21 protein-coding genes are annotated in these 20,285 nt (G+C 68.0%); 9 read left to right on the plus strand and 12 right to left on the minus strand.

Annotated elements, in window-relative coordinates; all coding sequences use genetic code 11:
- Positions 1 to 85: 85 nt before the first annotated feature.
- On the plus strand, positions 86 to 865 hold the full coding sequence (surE, locus tag DID99_RS20100; protein WP_124487067.1) for a 5'/3'-nucleotidase SurE: 780 nt from the start codon (positions 86 to 88) through the stop codon (positions 863 to 865).
- A gap of 19 nt (positions 866 to 884) precedes the next feature.
- Here surE and DID99_RS20105 read toward each other — a convergent pair whose 3' ends face one another.
- The 5 genes from DID99_RS20105 to DID99_RS20125 form a co-directional block, all read right to left on the minus strand.
- Entirely contained in the window at positions 885 to 1,706 is an 822-nt protein-coding gene (locus tag DID99_RS20105) for an SDR family NAD(P)-dependent oxidoreductase (RefSeq protein WP_124487068.1), read from the minus strand.
- A gap of 69 nt (positions 1,707 to 1,775) precedes the next feature.
- Positions 1,776 to 2,243: a cupin domain-containing protein gene (locus DID99_RS20110; protein WP_044845430.1), complete on the minus strand. Its 468-nt coding sequence runs from the start codon at positions 2,241 to 2,243 to the stop codon at positions 1,776 to 1,778.
- Positions 2,244 to 2,406: 163 nt separating this feature from the next.
- On the minus strand, positions 2,407 to 3,759 hold the full coding sequence (locus DID99_RS20115) for a pyridoxal-dependent decarboxylase (RefSeq protein WP_124487069.1): 1,353 nt from the start codon (positions 3,757 to 3,759) through the stop codon (positions 2,407 to 2,409).
- A gap of 20 nt (positions 3,760 to 3,779) precedes the next feature.
- Positions 3,780 to 4,079 (minus strand): helix-turn-helix transcriptional regulator, encoded by a 300-nt coding sequence (locus DID99_RS20120; RefSeq protein ID WP_040139054.1) that lies wholly within the window; start codon positions 4,077 to 4,079, stop codon positions 3,780 to 3,782.
- Positions 4,080 to 4,266: 187 nt separating this feature from the next.
- Positions 4,267 to 5,154, minus strand: a complete 888-nt coding sequence (locus DID99_RS20125; protein WP_124487070.1) for a LysR family transcriptional regulator — start codon at positions 5,152 to 5,154, stop codon at positions 4,267 to 4,269.
- Positions 5,155 to 5,282: 128 nt separating this feature from the next.
- On the opposite strand from DID99_RS20125, the gene DID99_RS20130 reads away from it, so the two are divergent.
- Positions 5,283 to 6,320, plus strand: coding sequence for an aldo/keto reductase (locus DID99_RS20130; protein WP_124487071.1), 1,038 nt, complete (start codon positions 5,283 to 5,285; stop codon positions 6,318 to 6,320).
- A gap of 206 nt (positions 6,321 to 6,526) precedes the next feature.
- On the opposite strand, the gene DID99_RS20140 is transcribed toward DID99_RS20130, so the two are convergent.
- Positions 6,527 to 8,005 carry a PLP-dependent aminotransferase family protein gene (locus DID99_RS20140; RefSeq protein WP_124667379.1) on the minus strand — a complete coding sequence of 493 codons (1,479 nt, stop codon included), beginning with the start codon at positions 8,003 to 8,005 and terminating at the stop codon, positions 6,527 to 6,529.
- A 131-nt stretch (positions 8,006 to 8,136) separates the two neighbouring features.
- Here DID99_RS20140 and DID99_RS20145 point away from each other — a divergent pair, with 131 nt between their 5' ends.
- Positions 8,137 to 8,613, plus strand: a complete 477-nt coding sequence (locus DID99_RS20145) for a GNAT family N-acetyltransferase (RefSeq protein WP_124487073.1) — start codon at positions 8,137 to 8,139, stop codon at positions 8,611 to 8,613.
- A 45-nt stretch (positions 8,614 to 8,658) separates the two neighbouring features.
- Here the strand turns inward: DID99_RS20145 and DID99_RS20150 are convergent, their stop codons facing one another.
- Positions 8,659 to 9,384: a class I SAM-dependent methyltransferase gene (locus tag DID99_RS20150; protein ID WP_124667380.1), complete on the minus strand. Its 726-nt coding sequence runs from the start codon at positions 9,382 to 9,384 to the stop codon at positions 8,659 to 8,661.
- Between the two features lie 218 nt (positions 9,385 to 9,602).
- On the opposite strand from DID99_RS20150, the gene DID99_RS20155 reads away from it, so the two are divergent.
- Together DID99_RS20155 and DID99_RS20160 are read left to right on the plus strand one after the other, a co-directional pair.
- Positions 9,603 to 10,613, plus strand: coding sequence for a hypothetical protein (locus DID99_RS20155; RefSeq protein ID WP_124667381.1), 1,011 nt, complete (start codon positions 9,603 to 9,605; stop codon positions 10,611 to 10,613).
- 228 nt (positions 10,614 to 10,841) lie between these two features.
- Positions 10,842 to 11,651, plus strand: a complete 810-nt coding sequence (locus tag DID99_RS20160) for a TlpA disulfide reductase family protein (RefSeq protein ID WP_124667382.1) — start codon at positions 10,842 to 10,844, stop codon at positions 11,649 to 11,651.
- Between the two features lie 115 nt (positions 11,652 to 11,766).
- On the opposite strand, the gene DID99_RS20165 is transcribed toward DID99_RS20160, so the two are convergent.
- Entirely contained in the window at positions 11,767 to 12,171 is a 405-nt protein-coding gene (locus DID99_RS20165) for a peptide ABC transporter ATPase (protein ID WP_124667383.1), read from the minus strand.
- 425 nt (positions 12,172 to 12,596) lie between these two features.
- The gene (locus DID99_RS20170; protein WP_124667384.1) at positions 12,597 to 12,860 is read right to left on the minus strand and encodes a hypothetical protein; all 264 of its coding nucleotides are present in this window, start codon (positions 12,858 to 12,860) and stop codon (positions 12,597 to 12,599) included.
- Here DID99_RS20170 and DID99_RS20175 point away from each other — a divergent pair.
- The 3 genes from DID99_RS20175 to DID99_RS20185 all read left to right on the plus strand — a co-directional run bounded on the left by DID99_RS20175 (position 12,859) and on the right by DID99_RS20185 (position 15,136).
- Positions 12,859 to 13,248 carry a fucose-binding lectin II gene (locus tag DID99_RS20175; RefSeq protein WP_124529316.1) on the plus strand — a complete coding sequence of 130 codons (390 nt, stop codon included), beginning with the start codon at positions 12,859 to 12,861 and terminating at the stop codon, positions 13,246 to 13,248. The genes DID99_RS20170 and DID99_RS20175 overlap by 2 nt on opposite strands.
- A 126-nt stretch (positions 13,249 to 13,374) precedes the next feature.
- Complete coding sequence (locus DID99_RS20180) at positions 13,375 to 14,193, plus strand: fucose-binding lectin II (RefSeq protein ID WP_124667385.1); 819 nt, start codon at positions 13,375 to 13,377, stop codon at positions 14,191 to 14,193.
- Between the two features lie 202 nt (positions 14,194 to 14,395).
- Positions 14,396 to 15,136, plus strand: coding sequence for a fucose-binding lectin II (locus tag DID99_RS20185; protein ID WP_124520908.1), 741 nt, complete (start codon positions 14,396 to 14,398; stop codon positions 15,134 to 15,136).
- A gap of 185 nt (positions 15,137 to 15,321) precedes the next feature.
- On the opposite strand, the gene DID99_RS20190 is transcribed toward DID99_RS20185, so the two are convergent.
- The gene (locus DID99_RS20190; RefSeq protein ID WP_124667386.1) at positions 15,322 to 16,692 is read right to left on the minus strand and encodes a M23 family metallopeptidase; all 1,371 of its coding nucleotides are present in this window, start codon (positions 16,690 to 16,692) and stop codon (positions 15,322 to 15,324) included.
- Between the two features lie 324 nt (positions 16,693 to 17,016).
- Between DID99_RS20190 and DID99_RS20195 the strand changes: the two genes are divergently transcribed.
- Complete coding sequence (locus DID99_RS20195) at positions 17,017 to 17,892, plus strand: mechanosensitive ion channel family protein (RefSeq protein WP_124667387.1); 876 nt, start codon at positions 17,017 to 17,019, stop codon at positions 17,890 to 17,892.
- Between the two features lie 54 nt (positions 17,893 to 17,946).
- On the opposite strand, the gene DID99_RS20200 is transcribed toward DID99_RS20195, so the two are convergent.
- A complete protein-coding gene (locus DID99_RS20200) occupies positions 17,947 to 19,092 on the minus strand; it encodes a branched-chain amino acid ABC transporter substrate-binding protein (protein ID WP_124667388.1) in 1,146 nt (381 codons plus the stop codon).
- Between the two features lie 70 nt (positions 19,093 to 19,162).
- Complete coding sequence (locus tag DID99_RS20205) at positions 19,163 to 20,200, minus strand: histone deacetylase family protein (RefSeq protein ID WP_124667389.1); 1,038 nt, start codon at positions 20,198 to 20,200, stop codon at positions 19,163 to 19,165.
- Between the last annotated feature and the right edge of the window lie 85 nt (positions 20,201 to 20,285).

Raw genomic sequence — 20,285 nt, forward strand, 5'->3', positions numbered from 1 at the left:
ACATGCGCCGCAACGGGATGCTAGCCTTGCGGGTGTACCCGCGATGCCTTTCCCCTCTCATTGCCTACCTGCGAGGATCGTCCCGATGCAAGAAACCCGCCCGCTGTTCGACCGCGTCCTGCTCACCAACGACGACGGATTCGACGCCCCCGGCCTTGAAGTGCTCGAACAGGTCGCCACGCAACTGGCGCGCGAAGTCTGGATCGTCGCGCCGGCGGAGGACCAGAGCGGCACGTCGCATTCGCTGAGCCTGCACGAACCGCTGCGCGTGCATCGCAAGGGCGAGCGCCGTTTTGCAGTGCGCGGCACGCCGGGCGATTGCGTCGCGATCGCGGTCAGCCACCTGATGAAGGACGCGCGGCCCGACTTCGTGCTGTCCGGCGTCAATCGCGGCGCGAACCTCGGCACCGAAACGGTGTTCTCCGGCACGGTCGGCGCCGCGATGACGAGCATGCTGGTCGGCGTACCGGCGATCGCGCTGAGCCAGGCGTTCGTCGATCGCAACGCGGTGCCGTGGCATACGGCGCTCACGCACGCACCGGACGTGATTCGCCGGCTCGTCGCGGCCGGCTGGGACAGCGACGCCTGCCTCAACGTGAATTTCCCGGCGCGGCCGGCCGACGACGTGCGCGGCCTGAAGGTGACGAACCAGGGCGCCGGCACGCTGCAAGGCGTCGACATCGTGTCGGGGCGCGATCCGCGCGACATCGAATACCACTGGCTGAAACTGGCGCGCGCACCGCGCGACGACGATGCGGATTCGGAAACGGCCGCGCTCGGCGAAGGCTATATCGCGGTCACGCCGCTGAAGTTCGAACGCACGCACGATCAGGCGCTCGCGCGGCTGCGGTCGAACCTCGGCTGACCTGGAGAGCCTTTACCGGTCACGTCAGGTTCATTCCCCCGTCGAGCATCACGATCTCGCCCGTCACATAATCGGACGCGACGAGCATCGCAACCATCTGCGCGACGTCGTCCGGCGTCGCCGCACGGCGCATCGGCGCGCGCTCGCGCCAGAGCTGCTGCGCGTCGGTCCAGTCCGCGGTCAGCGGCGTATCGACGAGCCCCGGCGCCACCGCATTGACGCGAATCGCCGGCGCGAGCGTACGCGCCAGCAAGCGAGTCGTGTGATTCAGCGCGGCCTTCGCCGCCGCATAGGGAATCGACGCCCCCTTCGGCCGCACGCCGGCGTGCGAGCTGACGTTGACGACGCACCCGGCACGCCCGCCCGACGCCGCCTCGAGCAGCGCGGGCTGCGCTTCGGCGACGAGCCGAAACGGCGCGATCACGTTGATCTCGTGCATCTCGCGCCACACGTCGGGCGTCGCGGCGGCGAGATCGTCGTGCGGAATCACGCGGCTGACGCCCGCATTGTTGACCAGCACGTCGAGGCGGCCATGCACCGCCAGCGCGTCGCGAATCAACCGCACGCGCTCCGCATCGTCGGCGAGATCGGCCTGCACGTAGGTCGCGCCGAGTTCGCGCGCCATCGCACGACCGGTGTCGGCGGAACTGCGCGAATGGAGGATCACCGCGTAGCCGTCCGCCGCCAGGCGTCGCGCGATGGCCGCGCCGATTCCCGACGTCGATCCGGTGACGAGCGCGACAGGCCGATGCACGCGCGACGCGCGCGGCTCGGCGACGGTTTCGGTTTCAGGTTCCGTTTCGGAAATCGGGGCGTTGATCGGCGGATGCGGCGCGTCCATGGCGTGGAATCCTGTCAGTGGCGTTCCCGCATCATAAGCATGACGACGGCCGATGCGGATGCGTGCCGTCTACGGCCGTTTCGGCAGGTCGACGAAATCCTCGAGCTCGCCGGCGATATAAAGCCGCTTGCCGATTCTCGGGTATTCGCAGACGTCGTGTTCGAGGCGCTGGCCGAGGATGAACAGTTCCAGCGGCACCTCGCCGGTGTTCTGCAACGTGTGTGCGTCGCCGCCGCGCGGAAAACCGAGGAAATCGCCCGGCCCGATTTCGCACGTGCGTTCGCCGATCGTGACCGAGCCGGTGCCGGACAGCACGTACACGCATTCTTCCTCGTACAGGTGGCGGTGATACTCGGCCGATTCGTGCCCGGGCATCAGGGTGAGCAGGTGCGCGCCGATCTGCGTGAGGCCGGTCAGGTCGCTGAGCTGTCGTTTGAGGCGAACGGCATTGGGATTGAGCGAATGCACCGCGCGCGTCGGTTCCATCTTCGCGATGTCGGCGGCTTTCAGCAGCTCCCGGGGAGGTGTCGTGGACATGGGGATCTCGTCGGCGTGAATGCTGCGGTTGAGCGCGCCGCCCGGGCCGGCACGGCGCGCATGCCGCGTTATTGTCCGACATTTTCACGCAGACGAGCTGCACATCTCCAGATACGGATAGCCGGCGGCGGCGGCACGCGCGCGACGCATTCGCCGCCGCCGCTCAACCCACATGCACGCCGCGCAGCGTCGTCAGCAACGCGACGAGACGGTCGACGTGCTCGTCCTCCGTGCGCCACGACGACACGCTGATCCGGAACGCCGGCCGCCCCTGCCATACGGTCTGCCCGAACCATACGTCGCCCGAATCCTGCGCGGCCTGAAGGATCGCGATCGTCTCGTCGTCGGTGCCGGCGCGCACGAGCACCTGGTTCAGCACGACACGGTTCAGCACGTCGTAGCCGGCCGCGCGCAGGCCGTCCGCGACGCGCTGGGCCTGTGCGCAATGCCGCTCGACCATCGTCGCCACGCCGGCGCGGCCGAGCGCACGCAGCGCGGCCCACACCGGAATGCCGCGCGCACGCCGCGAGAATTCGAGGTTCAGGTTCTTCTGCGCATCCTGCGCGCCGCTCAGGTAGACGGCATCGCTGTTCATCGCGGTCGCGAGCGCGGCCGCGTCGCGGCAGATCACCATCGCGCCGTCGTACGGCGTGTTGAGCCACTTGTGGCCGTCGGTGGTCCAGCTGTCCGCGCCGTCGATGCCGTCGGTCAGCGCGCGCTTCGACGACGCGCGCGCCCACAGCCCGAACGCGCCGTCCACGTGCACCCACGCGCCGGCGGCCTTCGCGCGCGGAATCAGCGCCGCGAACGGATCGAATTCGCCGGTGTTCACTTCGCCGGCCTGCACGCAGAGGATCGTCATGTCGTCGAGCGGCGGCAATTGCGCGGGGTCGATGCGGCCGTGCGCGTCGACCGGCGCGACGATCAGGCGCTTCATCCCGAAGCCGAGCACGCGCAGCGCCTTCTTCACCGTGATATGCGCGAGCTCCGAGAGCACGACCTTCACCTCGGGTGCACCGATCAGGCCGTCCGCGTCGACGTCCCAGCCCTTGCGCGCGAGCAGCGCACGCCGCGCGGCCACCAGCGCGACCAGCGTGCAGGCCGTCGCGCTCGTGCCGAAGCCGACCGCGCTGCCTTCCGGCAGCCCGAGCACGTCGACGACCCAGCGCGCGGCCTGCCGCTCGATCGTCGCGGCCACCGGCGAATTCGCGAACGACGACGCGCACTGGTCCCACGCGAGCATCAGCCGCTCGGCGGCCGCCGCGGCCGGCAGCGTCGCGCCGATCACGAAGCCGAAGTAGTTCGGGCCGTTCGATGCGACGGTCGCGGGCGTGCCCTTGTCGTCGAGCAGGCGCAGCATGTCGTCGGCCGGGCGGCCCGCATCGGGCAGCGGCTCGTCGAAGGCCGCAAGACCCGCGAGCGCCGCGGCGTCGGGATAGGCGCGCCGTTCGTCGGTCGCGGCGAGATACGCTTGCGCGCGCCGGTCGGCATCGGCCAGCAGGGCGAGTTCATCCATGTCGATTGCCTCTGTGAAGATCAGAGTTGCAGGAGGTCGCGGCCCAACCGATGCAGCGCATCGTCGATCCGCTTGTAGTACGTGAACTTGCCGACGCGCGTCGCCCGCACGAGCCCGGCATCCGCGAGGATCCGCATGTGGCGCGTGGTCGTCGCCGGCGCGATGCCGAGCTTCTCGGTGATGTACGTGCAGCACACGCCGAGCTCGTCGAAGTCGCCGTGCGGCTGCGGCGGGAAATGCTTGCGCGGCTGCTTGAGCCAGCGCATCACGGCCAGACGGCTTTCATTGGCCAGTGCGCTGATGCGGGTGACGTCGTCCATGGTTCCGGTCTCGTTTGACGTTTTGAATATTAGCTAAATGACGAAACGTGGACAACCCGCTTCGCGGGCGATCTTGCGTTCGCTGTCGCGGGGGAAGCGGCCCCGTTCCGCTACTACGCCGTATTTGGCGTCATCGCGTCGGACGCTGACGCGCAACCGCGTCCGCCGCGGCGCGATCCGGTTGCGCTCACCCCGCCGCCAACGCCTGCGCCAGTCGTTCGATCAGCGCCCGCACGCGCCGCGGCTGCACCGCACCGCCCGGATAGACGATCTGCAGGTCGACTTCGCCCGGCGAGAATTCGCGAAGGATCTCGACCAGCGCGCCGGACGCCAGATCCTGCTCGACGTCGAGCAGCGACTTCAGCGCAATCCCGTGCCCCGCGACGCACCACGCGCGCACGAGCGCGCCGTCGTTGGCGACGCGCCGGCCACGCACCGTCACGCGCTTCGGTTCGTCGTCGATACGGAACGGCCACTCGGCATACAGCTCCTGGCCGAAGCGCATCACGATGCAGTCGTGCGCGGCAAGCTCGGCCGGATGCCGCGGCGTGCCGTGCGCGGCGAGATACGCAGGCGCGGCGCACACCACGCGGCGCGAGCGGCCGAGCGAGCGGCTGCGCAGCGCGCTGTCCGCGAGCTGGCCGCGACGGATCGCGAAGTCGAGCCCCTGCCCGACGAGATCGACGTAGCCGTCGCCGAGATGCAGGTCGACCGTGACGCCCGGGTGCTCGGCCAGGAACGCGTCGACCACCGGCACGACGCGCGCCTGCCCGAGATCGGCCGGCGCGCTCAGCCGCACGGGCCCCGACAGCGTCTGCGCGCCGAGCCGCACGCGGCTTTCGAGTTCGTCGGCCTCGGCGAGCAGGCGCCGCGCGCCCGCGACCAGCGTGCGGCCCTCGTCGGTCAGGCTGATCGCGCGGGTCGTGCGCGTGAGCAGCGCCGCGCCGTAGTGGCGCTCGAGCGCCGTCAGCCGCTCGGAAACCGTGGCAGGCGACAGGCCGACCTCGCGGCCGGCCGCGGCCAGCCCGCCCTTCTCCACGATGCGCAGGAACAGCGCGAGGTTGTCGAGCAGCATTCTTCGCTTCCTCCGAAGGATATTTTCGAAGTCTGCCCAATTATCCGGATGAACCGCAAGCGCTAGAGTGAACGCTCACCTTGCCGACGCCCGCTCGCGCCGGCCTCGACGACGAAAGGACACCCGCCATGGAATACCGCACGCTCGGCCGCTCCGGCCTCAAGGTTCCCGCGCTGAGCTTCGGCGCAGGCACGTTCGGCGGCACCGGCCCGTTGTTCGGCGCCTGGGGCAACACGGACGTCGACGAAGCGCGCCGCCTGGTCGACATCTGCCTCGAAGCCGGTGTCAACCTGTTCGACACCGCCGACGTGTACTCGGACGGCGCATCCGAGCGCGTGCTCGGCGCCGCGATCCACGGCCGGCGCGACCAGGTGCTGATCTCGACCAAGACGGGCCTGCCGACCGGCGATGGCCCGAACGACGCCGGCACGTCGCGCTCACGGCTGATCCGCGCGGTCGACGACGCGCTGCGCCGCCTCGATACCGACTACATCGATCTGCTGCAGCTCCATGCGTTCGACGCGGCCACGCCGGTCGAGGAAGTGATGTCGACGCTGGACGACCTGGTGCGCGCGGGCAAGCTGCGCTACATCGGCGTGTCGAATTTCGCGGGCTGGCAGATCATGAAATCGCTCGCGCTAGCCGACCGGCACGGCTGGTCGCGCTACGTCGCGAACCAGGTCTACTACTCGCTCGTCGGCCGCGACTACGAGTGGGACCTGATGCCGCTCGGCGCGGACCAGGGCCTCGGCGCGCTGGTGTGGAGCCCGCTCGGCTGGGGCCGGCTCACCGGCAAGATCCGCCGCCACGCGCCGCTGCCCGAACGCAGCCGCCTGCACGATACGGCCGGCTTCGGGCCGCCGGTCGACGACGAACGGCTGTACGACGTGGTCGACGCGCTCGACGCGATCGCCGAGGAAACCGGCAGGACCGTGCCGCAGATCGCGCTGAACTGGCTGCTGCAGCGCCCGACCGTGTCGTCGGTGATCATCGGCGCGCGCAACGAGGAACAGTTGCGCCAGAACCTCGGTGCGCTCGGCTGGTCGCTGACCGATGCGCAAGTCGCGAAGCTCGATGCGGCGAGTGCGATCGAAGCGCCGTATCCGCACTTCCCGTATCGCCGGCAGGACGCGTTCGCGCGGCTCAATCCGCCGATGCGCGGGTAAGCGGAGCAGCGGACCGTCGCGCTCCGATGCAATGATGCAACGACGTGGCGACGTGGCGACGTGGCGACATAGCGACATAGCGACATAGCGGCGTGGCGACATAGCGGCGTAACGGCATAACGGCATAACGGCATAACGGCGTAGCGACGTAGCGGCGTAACGGCATAACGGCGTAGCGACGTAGCGACGACACGGCGCGACGACCGTCACCGCGCGGCCAGCACACAGTCGATCATCTCGCCGATCCGCCGCGCGAGCCCGTCCATCCGCTCGGCCGGCACGCCGCCGTAGCCGAGCACGAGCCCGTTGTAACCCGCCGCGGTGCCCGGCAGGCAGAACGACGACAGCGGCCGCAGGATCAGCCCGTGCGCCTGCGCGACGCGGCTCAGCTCCGTGTCGGCCACCGGCACGTCGAGCCGCGCGGACAGATGCATGCCGCCCGCGCCGCCCGACACCGTCAGCCGCGTATGCAGCCGCCGCGCCAGCGCGTCGTGCAATGCGTCGCGCCGCTCGGCATACACGCGGCGCATGCGCCGCAGATGGCGCGTGAAATGCCCGGCGTCGATGAAATCCGCGAGCGCGCGCTGCTCGACGGCGCGGCCCTGCAGCATCAGTGCGCCCGCCGCGTCGCGCAGCGGCTGCGCAAGCGCGGGCGGCACGACCATGAAGCCGAGCCGCAACGCCGGAAACATCACCTTGCTGAAGGTACCGAGGTAGATCACCGGCGCGTCGTCGGCGAGCCCCTGCACGGCCGCGTGCGGCGTGCCGTGGTGGCGGAACTCGCTGTCGTAGTCGTCCTCGACGATCCATGCGCCGGCCGCGCGCGCCTGCGCGACGAGCGCGAGCCGCCGTTCGAGGCTCATCACCGCGCCGAGCGGATATTGGTGCGACGGCGTGATGTAGACGAGCTTCGGCGGACGATCGCGCCAGTCGTCCGGATGCGGCGCGAGCCCCTGCGCATCGACACCGATCGGCTCGACGCGCAGGTCGGCCGCGAGAAACGCGTTGCGCGCGCCGTGGTAGCCGGGATTCTCGATCCATGCGACATCGCCCGCGTCGGCCAGCGCGCGGGCGCACAGGTCGAGCGCGCCCTGCGTGCCGTCGGTGACGATCACCTGCGCGGCGTCGCAGCGCACACCGCGCGACGCGCGCAGATAGCCGGCGATCGCGTCGCGCAGCACCGCGTCGCCTTCCGCGGACTGATAGCCGAGCTGCGCCGGCCCCGCCGAGCGCCATGCGCGCTCGACGCAGCGCCGCCACTGCGCGAGCGGGAAGGCGTCGACGGCCGGCACGCCCGGCATGAACGGCAGCGATTCGTCGAGGCCGCTCGTCGCGCGCTCGGCCTGCGCGACGCGCCGCGACAGCGCCGCCGTAGCGCCGGCGGACGCCGCGGCGGCGACCTGCGACCCGCGCAACCCCATCCGGGCGACCACCGTGCCCTGCCGCGTGCCGGTCACGAACCCTTCCGATGCGAGCCGCTCGTACGCGTACAGCACCGAATTGCGTGCGATGCCGAGCTCGTCGGCCAGCGTGCGCGATGCGGCAAGCCGCGTGCCCTCGGCGATCCGGCCGCTCAGGATCGCGTCGCGCAGGCACGCGTACAGCCGCTGCTGCTGCGACATCCGCGTGGCCGCGTGCGGCCCCGCTTCGCGCTCGAAGGTCGACAGCAGCAACGCGTAATCCATCGTGGCTCCAGAATGTGTGAATGTCATGGGTCTACACATGGTGCCACGAACTTTCTATCGTAGAGGTCTGCGCGCGTTTCCGGCCGTGCCGGCAACGCTTCATTCCATCCATCCTCGAAAGGTTCGCGACCATGAACGCTACCGACACCGGCCTGACCGTACGCCCAGTCCGCGAAGACGATTTCGACGACTGGCTGCCGCTATGGGACGGCTACAACCGCTTCTACGGCCGCTTCGGCGATACCGCGCTGCCGCGCGAGATCACGCAGCTCACGTGGTCGCGCTTCTTCGACGGCTACGAGCCCGTGCATGCGCGTGTCGCGGAACGCGACGGCCGGCTCGTCGGGCTCGTGCATTTCCTGTATCACCGCAGCACGACGCTGGCCGGGCCGACCTGCTATCTGCAGGATCTCTTCACGCTCGAGCGCGAACGCGGCAAGGGCGTGGGCCGCGCATTGATCGAAGCCGTGTACGACGCCGCGCAGGCGCAGCGCGCCGAACGCGTGTACTGGCAGACGCACGAGACGAATCGCACGGCGATGCGGCTCTACGACACCGTCGCGGAAAAAACCGGATTCGTGATCTACAGGAAGGTCTTGCCGCGCTGATCATGCGGCGTGCCGCAGGCCGCACGCCGCGCGGCCGCGACGGTTTCAATCCAGCGGCCGCGCCTTGATCCACAGGAACAGCGGCACGCGCGACCACTGCTTCAGCGTGTCCGTGTCGGCGCGATCGGGCAGCGGCTCGCGCAGCGACACGATCGCGAAGCCGGCCGCCTCCAGCACATCCATGTAGGCCTGGAGCGGCAGCGACCAGCCCGCGAAGTGCATCGACAGCCCGTCGCGCGTTTCCACGCCCTCGAAATGCTCGCTGCCGAAATACGTGCCTTCGAGCACGAACGGCGCGTCGGGCTGCGGCCCCGCGAAACGGCCGCGATCGCGGAACGGATGCACGAGCGACACGAACAGCAGCCCGCCCGGCTTCAGCACGCGACGTGCCTCGCGCAACGCGGCCGCCATGTCGTCGAGGTCCATCAGCACGTTGTATGCCATCACGATGTCGAAGCTGGCCGGATCGAACGGCAGCGAGGCGGCATCGGCGAGCGCGTAGCGGTGCGCCGATGCCGCGCGACGCGCGGCGTCGAGCATCGCGGGCACCGCGTCGCTCGCGGTCACGTCGTAGCCGAGCGCCTTCAGTTCGCGGCTCACGCGTCCCTCGCCGCAGCCGATCTCCAGTGCGCGACCGGTACCGCGGCCGAGGTAGGCCGCCAGCCCGTCACGATACTTCCAGAACGCATCGTGGCCCGGCCTGCCGGCCCAGTCGATCCATTGGTCGGCGACGTGCGTCCAGTGTTCCGTGATGGCTTTGCTGTCGGTCATGTTGGCTCCCGATCGGTGTTCGTCGTGCTGGTTCAGGATGCGCATGGTAAGCCGAAGCGGCGGTGCGCGTGAGCGCGTCGCGCGGCACGAGGCCGCCGCGGCCGGTTTCCGTTTCCGGCGGCGGCGTTCTACAGTTGTTACGACGGACGACATGCGCCGCCGGACATCGTTCGCGTTCGGCGCGCGTGCCGATACACCCCCGATTCCGAGGAACGTCCATGCCGAGTATCGTCGCCGGCCCCGCCGGTCTGCCGCCGAGCCCCGTCGCCGCCGAAACGCGGATGGTGCACGACGTCGCCACGCTGCAGCCGTCGGACTATCGTTCGGCCGACGCGGCATCGTGGGTCATCGCCACCCTCACGCCGGCCCCGGACAGCGGCGAAAACGTGACCGGCAATACCTACTTCGATACCGCGAAACGGCAAACCGTCGCAGTGCCCGACGCGCGTCGGCGTTACGCGAACCGCGGCACCTGGCAGGTCGTCGCGAGTTCCAGCCCGTCGGTGCCCGCCACCGGCCGCTACGACTGGCTCACGCTCGCATGGCTGCCGATCAACGGGCGGCCGCTGCCGCAAACGCCCGAGCATCTGTATTCGCCGTTCATTCGCGGCGGCACGATCGTCTATCGGTGGAATCCGGCCGCGCAAGGCGGCGAGCAGTTCGGCAACGTGCGGATGATCTTTCCGGCGTGGCAACAGCAGGTCGCGGACGTGCTGCGCGCCGCGCCCGGCGACGTCGCGCAAGCGGCGGCCGCGCCCGCATCGGCGCTCGATCGCGTGCAGCAGGACGGCAATCCGATGGCCGCCGTGCTCGACTTCGCCGCCGCGCTGCATGAGGAACCGGCCGACCGGATCGCTGCGCGCCTGCCGGCATTGCTGCGCGCGAGCGACCTGCACGAAGTGTCGGCGATCGTGTTTCAGTGCATCGCCGCATCGCGAGAAGCGGACCGGCCGCGCTTCGTCGAGGCGATCAACGGGTCCGTCACCTCGATCGACGACGGCGCGCGCCTGCTCGCCATCGCCTACGGCGCCTTCGCGGCCGGCAGGGCGAAGCCGCGTCCGTTCAGTGATGCCGAACAGGCTGCGCGCATCAACGATGTGTTCACGGCCTTGAAGCAGCGGACGTCGGCACTCGGCGTGTCGGCCGGACAGGGTTCGCCGTGGTACGAATTCTTTACCGCGTACCGGCTTGGCGGTGCGCCTTCCGGCTCGAGCGGAAGCAGGCAGTAATTACCTGGCCTGCGCGAACGTCGGCGGCCTGATGCGTCGCAAGACTTCGACGAAAACGACGTCGTCCTGAATGCCGGCGCCCGGCATGCGATTCGCACGCGTCGGGCGGTGCATGGCGCGCGGTCGCCAAGGGAACCCGTGTGCGTCCCGTAGGGTCGAAACGTCACATGACCGTCGACGGCATCGCGTTCGCCGGTCGATCCACGATCCCCGCACCCTCTTCTCCCCATGTTGAGCATCGGTCCCTTATCGATCCGCGTCGTCGCGGTAGCCGCCGCCGCGCTGCTGGCGTGGCTCGTTGCCCGTTTCATCCAGCGCCGCCCACCCGACGGACATCACAAGAGCGCGTCGAGCCTGATCCTCGACGTGCTGCTGCTCGGGCTGGTCGCCGCGCGTATCGGCTATGTCGCGCAATGGTGGCGCGACTACGCGACGACGCCGCGATCCATCGTCGCGCTCGGTGACGGCGGCTTCGACTGGCGCATCGGCGTCGCCGCCGCGCTCGCGTTCGCCGTCTGGCGGCTGCGTCGCCTGCCCGCGCTGCGCAAACCCGTGGCGGCCGGCATCGTCGCGGGCCTCGCCGCGTGGGGCATCGCGCAAGGCACGCTGGCGACACTGCAGCGCACCGCGCCGCCGTTCGCCTCGCTGCAGCTCGAAGCGCTCGATGCGACGCCCGTCCTGCCGCAACGCTTTGCAGGCAAGCCGGTCGTGGTGAACCTGTGGGCGACGTGGTGCGCGCCGTGCCGGCGCGAGATGCCGCTCCTCGAACAGGCGCAACGCGATCATCCGGGCATTACGGTGCTGATGCTCAACCAGGGGGAAAACGCGCAGGCCGTGCGCGCGTTCCTCGAACAGCAGGGGTTGCGCTTCGACAACGTGCTGCTCGATCCGTCGTTGCATGCGATGCATGCGTACGGATCGCGCGGGCTGCCCACGACGCTGTTCTTCGATGCGAAAGGCGAACTCGTCGAATCGCACATGGGCGAGCTCACCGCCGCGCGATTGAAGGATGCGGTAGCGCAGCGTTTCGGTCAGTGATGCCTTCGGCAGCCTGCTCGACGCCACGATCGATCGTCGATGGCAGCGCGCGTTCCCGCAGCCGCGACCGATTCGACCGCCGACACGCCGGCACTTCGAATACCATCGGCGACGCTCACGGCCTCGACAACACCATCACCCGCCCCGACACGCGCTGAAGCTTCAGCCACCCCGTGTCGGCGGTAAACCTGAGCTGCTGCAACGGGAAATCGAATCCCGCCTTCTGCGCGGCGCTGACCACCGCACCGGCGATCCAGCGAATCAGTTCCTTTCCTTCGTCGGTCGTCTGGTGACCGTTCTGGACACCGTAGAAATAGCGGTTCCCTGCGTTGACTTCGTTCTGCAGCTGCATCCAGTGCCCCGGGAGGCCGGGCAGGGTCCTGAACAGGTCGGCCACGCGCTGCGTCGTCAGGCCGCGCGCCCACAACGCGCCGTTCACGGCGGGCCGCGCCAGGTTGTGACGGTCTGCGTCCTGTGCCTGTCCCTTGATCTCGCCTTTCAGACTATCGGGTTTCGTCATCGCACTGTCCTCGTGAGGGCCCGGTAACGGGCCGATTGAATGAATAATGCCGCCGAATAGCGAGCGCACGCGTGTCTTGCACGATACCGCTAATCTCAAAATTGATCGCCTGTCAGGTATATCAGGCCGGCGTCCGGTAATATCGCGCGCAAAAATCATCCTCGTCCGATAGGCGTCGCGACAGCAGGCCGATATGCTTTGTCGGGTGCGGTGCCGGTGAAATGCCCTGTTCAAGTTCGGAGTGAGCCGGTCATCGAGCTTCATCGGCGCCGCACCCCGCTTCGTTGCGATCCGGCTTCGGCGCAGGCGCTCGATGGTGGCCGGTGGGCGCGGCCACGACAGGGAAAGACGATGTTGAAACAACACGCTGCCATATGCGAACGCCGAGCGTCTGCGCCGAAGCCGGATCCCTCCCGCCGTTCCCTTCATTCCCGCCTGCACACCCCGCCATTATTCAAAAAAGCGTGACACGCATCGATATAATTTCCGAGATATATCGAACGGCACTCCATTGAATTTTCATCATTAAATCGGACTGTTTCGGTTTCCGATTTTCTGAACAATCCCCATTCCCGGTCGAATATTTTTTCATTTATTTTTCGCCATGCTGACTGAACCGTGTTTGAAACTGCAAGCGTTAGCGAGACACGGTGAAGTGCCTTATCCATCGACTTCCAGGAGGAAAGCATGGCCGACTCTCAAACGTCCTCGAATCGCGCCGGCGAGTTTTCGATTCCGCCGAACACCGACTTCCGCGCGATTTTCTTCGCGAATGCTGCCGAGCAGCAGCACATCAAGCTCTTCATCGGCGACAGCAAGGAACCGGCCGCTTATCACAAGCTGACCACGCGCGACGGCCCGCGCGAGGCCACGCTGAATTCGGGCAACGGCAAGCTGCGCTTCGAAGTGACGGTAAACGGCAAGACGTCGGCCACCGATGCGCGCCTCGCGCCGATCAGCGGCAAGAAATCGGACGGTTCGCCGTTCACCGTCAACTTCGGGATCGTCGTGTCGGAAGACGGTCACGACAGCGACTACAACGACGGCATCGTCGTGCTGCAGTGGCCGATCGGCTGACCTGACGCACGAGCGGCGGCCGCGCCGTGCCGGCCCGCCGTCGTCTGGCCGGCCAGCGGTTCGCGCTCATCAAGCGGGCCTCACGCAGCCCCCCAATCCAAAACAGCGTTATCACAGGAGACTTCCATGCCGCTTCTTTCGGCTTCGATCAACGGCGCACCCGTCGTCACGTCCGAGACGTACGTCGACATCCCCGGTCTGCATATCGACATCGCCAACGCAGAGATTCGCGACGGGAAACTGCAGGTCATCCTCAACGTGCCGACGCCGTACGCGACCGGCAACAATTTCCCCGGCATCTATTTCGCGATCGCGACCGACCAAGGCGTCGTCGCGGACGGCTGCTTCACCTATTCGTCGAAGGTGCCCGAAAGCACCGGGCGCATGCCGTTCACGCTCGTCGCGACGATCGACGTCGGCAGCGGCGTCACGTTCGTGAAAGGGCAGTGGAAAAGCGTGCGCGGCAGCGCGATGCATATCGATTCGTACGCAAGCATTTCCGCGATCGGTGACACGGCTGCGCAATCGTCGTCGCAAGGCGGCGGGAATCAGGGCACCGAAACCGGCGGCGGTGCCGGCAACATCGGCGGCGGTGGCGAACGCGACGGCACGTTCAACCTGCCGCCGAACATCAAGTTCGGCGTGACCGCACTCACCAACGCAGCGAACGACCAGACGATCGACATCTACATCGACGACAACCCGAAACCGGCCGCCACGTTCAAGGGCGCGGGCGTGCAGGACCAGAACCTCGGCACGAAAGTGCTCGACTCCGGCAAGGGGCGCGTACGCGTGATCGTGACGGCGAACGGCAAGCCGTCGCGCATCGGCTCGCGGCAAATCGATCTCTTCAAGAAGTCGTACTTCGGAATCGTCGGCTCGGAAGACGGCACCGACGACGACTACAACGACGGCATCGTGTTCCTGAACTGGCCGCTGGGCTGAACCCGGCGATGCGCGGCGCGGCAAGGCGTGCGCGCCGCCGTCGAAGCCGCAATGGCGACGGGGCCAACCGCCCCGGCCACCCGTTGTGAAGCGATTCATTCGAGCAGTCATTTGCAGTCCCACGCCGCGCTCCGCGCGCGACGACGGCGAGATCCGCTCACCGGCCGCGCGATGCGAGACATTCCATCAAGACGAGGAAGACATGTCACAACCGTTTACCCATGACGATCTGTACGCCCTGCTGCAACTTGCCGGCAACGATGCAACCGCCGTGCAATCGAATGGCGACCAGGCCGTGCTCGACCGGATGCGTCAGTTCATGACCGCGCAGCTCGTGGAAAAGCTGCCGCAATACGATGTGTTCGTCGACATCGCGACCATCCCGTACAGCTTCGATGTCGGCAGCTGGCAGAACAAGGTGAAGGCCGATGCGGCCGGGCAGGTGATCGCCTGCACGGTGACGTGGGCCGGCGCACCCGGCGTGCTGCCCGGCGCGGCGGCGAAGTTCGGCGTCGGTGCGGTGGTCAATTACTTCTCGAAGGCGACGCCGCAACCGCAACCCACGCAGCCGGACACCACGACGACCGGCGGCGGCGAACGCGACGGCATCTTCAACCTGCCGCCGAACATTGCATTCGGCGTGACGGCGCTCGTCAATTCGTCCGCGCAGCAGACGATCGAAGTCTTCGTCGACGACAACCCGAAACCGGCCGCAACGTTCCAGGGCGCCGGCACGCAGGACGCGAACCTGAACACGCAGGTCGTGAACTCGGGCAAGGGGAAGGTGCGCGTGGTCGTGACGGCGAACGGCAAGCCGTCGAAGATCGGTTCGCGCCAGGTCGACATCTTCAAGAAGACCTATTTCGGGCTGGTCGGCTCTGAAGACGGTACGGACGGCGACTACAACGACGGCATCGCGATCCTGAACTGGCCGCTGGGTTGACGGGCTGACCGTCAAACGGAAGGCAAGCGCCGGGCGCTGACTGGCCCGGCGCTTGCCTTTATTGCTCCCGATGCCCGCCGGGAGCATCGCACACGGGCATGACAAACACCGGATGGATAGCCTGAAACATGACGTGGTCGCGCCTGCACACGGTACGCCGGGCGAGCACGCGCGACGTCGCGACATCAGCCGTCACGCCGGGCGCCACGCTGCGACATCGCGAGCGGCGACGTCAAGCTGGCCGCGGCCAACTGCGTGCGCGCGGCGTAGGCCACGCGGTTGAACGCGACACGCTGCTCACCCTTCAGTTTCGCTGCCTTCGCCGCCTGCACGAGGCCGATCGGATCGACAAGACGGCCGTGTCGGCGGACCTCGAAGTGCAGATGCGGGCCGGTCGCGGTCCCGGTACTGCCGACCGCGCCCACCCGTTGACCTCGGGCGACCCGCGCACCGGTTCGCAGCGTGGGCTCGAACGCCGACAAGTGCGCGTAGTACGACGCATAGCCACCGTCATGACGGATCACCACATACTTGCCGTAACCGCGCGGCTCGGTGCCGATGAACGTCACGACGCCGCGCTCGGAGGCATGGACGGCGCGCCCTGTCGGCGCGGCGAGATCGACGCCCGAATGCACGTGGCGCGCGCCGGTCACCGGATGCACGCGCGCGCCGAAGCGCGAACTGGTGCGAGTCGACCGAACCGGCATCGCGAACCGGGTGCCGTCGAACGGCATGCCGTCGAGATCGTAATAGGCGCCCGGCACCGCCGCTCCGGGGGCGAACCACACGGCCGCGACGCGCCGGCCGCGAAAGCGGATGTCGAGCGCCGTCACGCGCACGCCGTCCGGCAGTGCCGCATCGTCATCGGATTCGAATGCGACACGGAAGGTGTCGCCGGTCGCGCCGTGCAGCTTCGGGTCGATACGACCGGCCAACATGCGCGTCAGCTGCGCCACGACACCGTCGGGCAATTCGGCGCGCGCCAGCGACGCATGCAGGCTGCCGGTGATCGCACCGGCCCGCGCGCCGCTCTCCCGCTCCGCGAGCACGAACGGTTGCGCGGACGCCAGCTCGACCCGACGCGATGCGAATGCCGAAAGCGTGCCGATCGCGGGAAGATGCGATGCAAAACCATAATCGAAACGCCCTGCGTAACCCCGCTCGATCGCACCCCGTGCCGCATCGCAAAGGACAACGTACGGCGCACAGGCGCCGGCACGCACGACGAACATGCCGGGGTAGGCCTCCGCACGCACACGCACCGCCTGCGCATCCGCCACGATGCGCGGAACCACCGTCGACGCAAGCAAGCCGCCCCAGACGGTGCGGGCGGAATTGAAGAAAGGCACGTCGACAAGGTCGGCCGCTTGCGCCGCCACGGGCGCGGACGGCACGGCACCGGAGGATGCCAGCGCCATCGCGCCCTGTGTGCCGGCAAGCCACGCCGCCGCGATGACGCCGCGCAGCAGCGCGCGGCGAACGGGAAAGCGGATGGCGCCGCGTTGCGCGGATCGACCTTGTTCGCGTGCGAGACGTAAACACAGGTCGAACCGCATCGCGTCGTCACTCGCTATCCATGAAAATTTGAAATGAACCGGGTATCGCGGAGGAAAGAGCGTCGCGATCCGGTAGCCTGGAGGCGAGTGTACTGGCGCGACCAACATCGCCGAATAGGACCAATCCGATTTGTTCAGATGTTGTCTTAGTACATGAACGAAAGACAAAAGTCGCCGTAAAAATGCGCGGGATGCGCCCCGTCGGTCGCGTGACACCCCGCATGGCTGTACAGTCGAAGGTTGCCCGCGCACGCGCGCATGCCCGCCGGGCCACGGCGGGTGCGCCGCCCGTCGCGCCTTCTGTCCTCAACCCGGAATCCCGTCATGTTTCTCGATCATCTTCATCCGGAACGCTGGACGTTCCTGTGGAACGCGTTGTCCACGCTGTCGCTCAGGCTCTGCGCCGCCCTCGCGCTGCTCGTCGCGGGCTGGTGGCTGTCGAAACGCATCGGCAACTGGCTGAGCCGGCTGCTCGCGAACAAGGAGCGCGTCGACGACACGCTGCGGCCGATCCTCTGCGACGTCGCCGTGTGGGGCATCCGCATCGTCGCGATCGTCGGCGCGCTGTCGCAGCTGGGCATCGAAACCGCGAGCATCGTCGCGGTGCTCGGCGCGGCCGGCCTCGCGATCGGGCTCGCACTGCAGGGCACGATGCAGAACATCGCGGCCGGCATCATGCTGTTGCTGCTGCGGCCGTTCAAGGTGGGCGACTACATCGACGGCGGCTCGAGCGTCGCGGGGACGGTGGACGAAGTCGGCCTCTTCATGACGCGGCTGACGAAGCCGGACGGCATCTGCGAATACGTGCCGAACAGCGCGCTGTGGGGCAGCGCGATCCGCAATTACACGCGCAATCCGACGCGCCGTCTCGATCTCGAGGTGGAAGTGTCGGTGCACGACGACATCGATCGCGCGCTCGACGCGCTGCGCGCGCTGGCCGAAGCCGATCCCGACGTGCTGACGGACCCGGCACCGGACGTGATGGTGATGCGCTTCGACGACAGCACGGCGATCGCGAACATGCGCGTGTGGACGCACACCGACAAGTTCTGGGCGATGCGCTGGCGCCTCGCGCGCCAGGTGCGCAAGACGCTCGCCGATGCGGACTGCGCGTTGCCGATCCGCACGCGGGAACTGCACATCGTGCATGACGCCGAACAGCAGCGCCGGGCCGACCCGCGCCGCGTACAGGCGTCGTAAGACGTCGGGGCGCACGAGCGCGCACGGCGCGCTGCTTCGTGCGCCCGGCTCGCGTCACATCCTGACGATATCGAGCAGCGCCTTCCTGCCGCTCTTGTAAGTGAATACCGAGATCGCACCGTGCTTCAGGTCGCCCTGCGGCGTGAAGCTCGTTTCGCCGATCACGCCGCGATAGTCGGTCGCCGGCATTGCGGCGAGCACCTTCGCCGGGTCCGTCGAGTTCGCGCGCTTCATCGCGTCGACGATGATGTACACCGCGTCGTACGAGAACGGTGCATACACCTGCATCGGCTGGCGATAGCGCGCCTCGTAACGCTTCACGAACGCCGCGCCGCCCGGCATCTTCTCGAGCGCGATGCCGGCTTCCGAGCACACGACGTTGTCCGATGCCGGGCCCGCGAGCTTCGGCAGGTCGGTCGAGCACACGCCGTCGCCGGCGAGGATCTTCGCGCGCATGCCGAGCTGGCGCGCCTGCTTCGCGAGCGGACCGCCCGTCGCGTCCATCCCGCCGTACATGATCGCGTCGGGGTTCTCGCCCTTGATCTTCGTGAGGATCGCGCGGAAGTCGATCGCCTTGTCGTTGGTCGCATCGCGCGAGACGATCTTCATCCCGGCCGCTTTCGCCGCCTTTTCGAACTCGGTCGCGAGGCCCTGCCCGTACGCGGTCGAATCGTCGACCACGGCGACCGTCCTGATGCTCAGGTGCTTCGCCGCGTACATCGCGAGCGCGGGCCCTTGCTGCGCATCGGTCGCGACGACGCGATAGGTCGTCTTGAAGCCCTGCTGCGTGTAGGTCGGGTTGGTCGCAGCCTGCGAGATCTGCACGACGCCGCCGTCGCGATAGACGCGCGATGCGGGAATCGACGTACCCGAGTTGTGATGGCCGACGACGCCGACCACCTTGTCGTCGACGAGCCGCTGCGCGACCTGCGTCGCGGTGCGCGGGTCGCCCGCGTCGTCCTGCGCGTCGAGCTGCAGCGTGACCTTCCTGCCGCCGATCGCGAGCCCCTTCGCGTTGATTTCCTCGACCGCGAGCCGCGCGCCGTTCTCGCTGTCCTTGCCGAGGTGCGCAATCGCGCCGGTCAGCGGCGCGACGTGCCCGATGCGCACGATCTCGTCCGCGTGCGCGGACAGCGCGAATAGTGCACACGCCAGCGCGACCGCGCATGCCGTCTTGTTCCGATGCCGATTCCGATTCATGTTCGTCTCCTTCCTTGTCGCTGTTGGTTCGTGATTCGTACCATCGTCGATTGCAGGCAAAGCGATGCGCTCACGCGCGCCCTTCGAAGCCGAGCAGCACGTTCACCGCGTTGATACCGATTTCCTCGACCATGTAGCCGCCTTCCATCACGAACAGCGTCGGCAGGTTCAGGCGCGCGAGCGCGGCGCCGATCCGCAGGTAGTCGGGCGAGCGCAGCTTGAAATGGCTGATCGGATCGTGCTCGAACGTGTCGACGCCGAGCGACACGACGAGCAGGTCGGGCGCGTGCTTCGCGATCGCGGCAGTGGCATGGCCGAGCGCCGCCGAGTAGGTATCCCACTGCGTGCCCTTCGGCAGCGGCAGGTTCAGGTTGAAGCCTTCGCCCGCGCCCGCGCCGCGCTCGTCGGCATGGCCCGAGAAGTACGGATACGACACCGCCGGCTCGCCGTGCAGCGACGCGAACAACACGTCCGAACGCTCGTAGAAGATGTCTTGCGTGCCGTTGCCATGATGGAAGTCGACGTCCAGCACCGCGACGCGCGCCGCACCGCTCGCGATGCCGTGCTGCGCGGCGATCGCCGCGTTGTTCAGGTAGCAGTAGCCGCCCATGTACTCGCGGCCCGCATGGTGGCCGGGCGGACGGCACAGCGCAAACGCCGCGCGCGCGCTGCCGTTCGCCAGCAGGTCGGCGCCGGTGAGCGCCGAGTTCGCGCTCGCGCTCACCGCGTCCCACGTGCCGGCGTTGATCGGCGCACCGGCATCCATCGCGAAGAAGCCGAGCTTGCCGTCGATGAAGTCGGGCAGCGTCGCCGCCGACGGCATCGCGCGCACCGGCCACACGAGCGGCAGCGCCTGGCAGGTGCGGCCGGTCGCGGCCCATTCGTCCCATGCGCCGGCGAGAAAGTCGACATAGCGCGCGCTGTGCGCGCCGGCATAGCTCGAGCGGTCGAACGCGCGCGGCGCGATCACGTCGCCGAGGCCGGCCGCGCGGACCTGCGCGAGCACCGTTTCGGCACGAAGGGGGTTCTCGAACGAATCGGTGATCGCGCCGTCCTTCAGTTCGACGCCGCGGTGCAGATGGTGATCGCTGCTGTAGACCGTGAGCATGGTTGACCGTTGCAGTGAAGGCTGTGAGGGGTGGCAACAGTCTATTGAGGCCAGCCGGCAATAACTTTGCTTTTCAACTCTTCGT

Source organism: Burkholderia sp. Bp8986, from assembly GCF_003854225.1.
GTDB lineage: Bacteria > Pseudomonadota > Gammaproteobacteria > Burkholderiales > Burkholderiaceae > Burkholderia.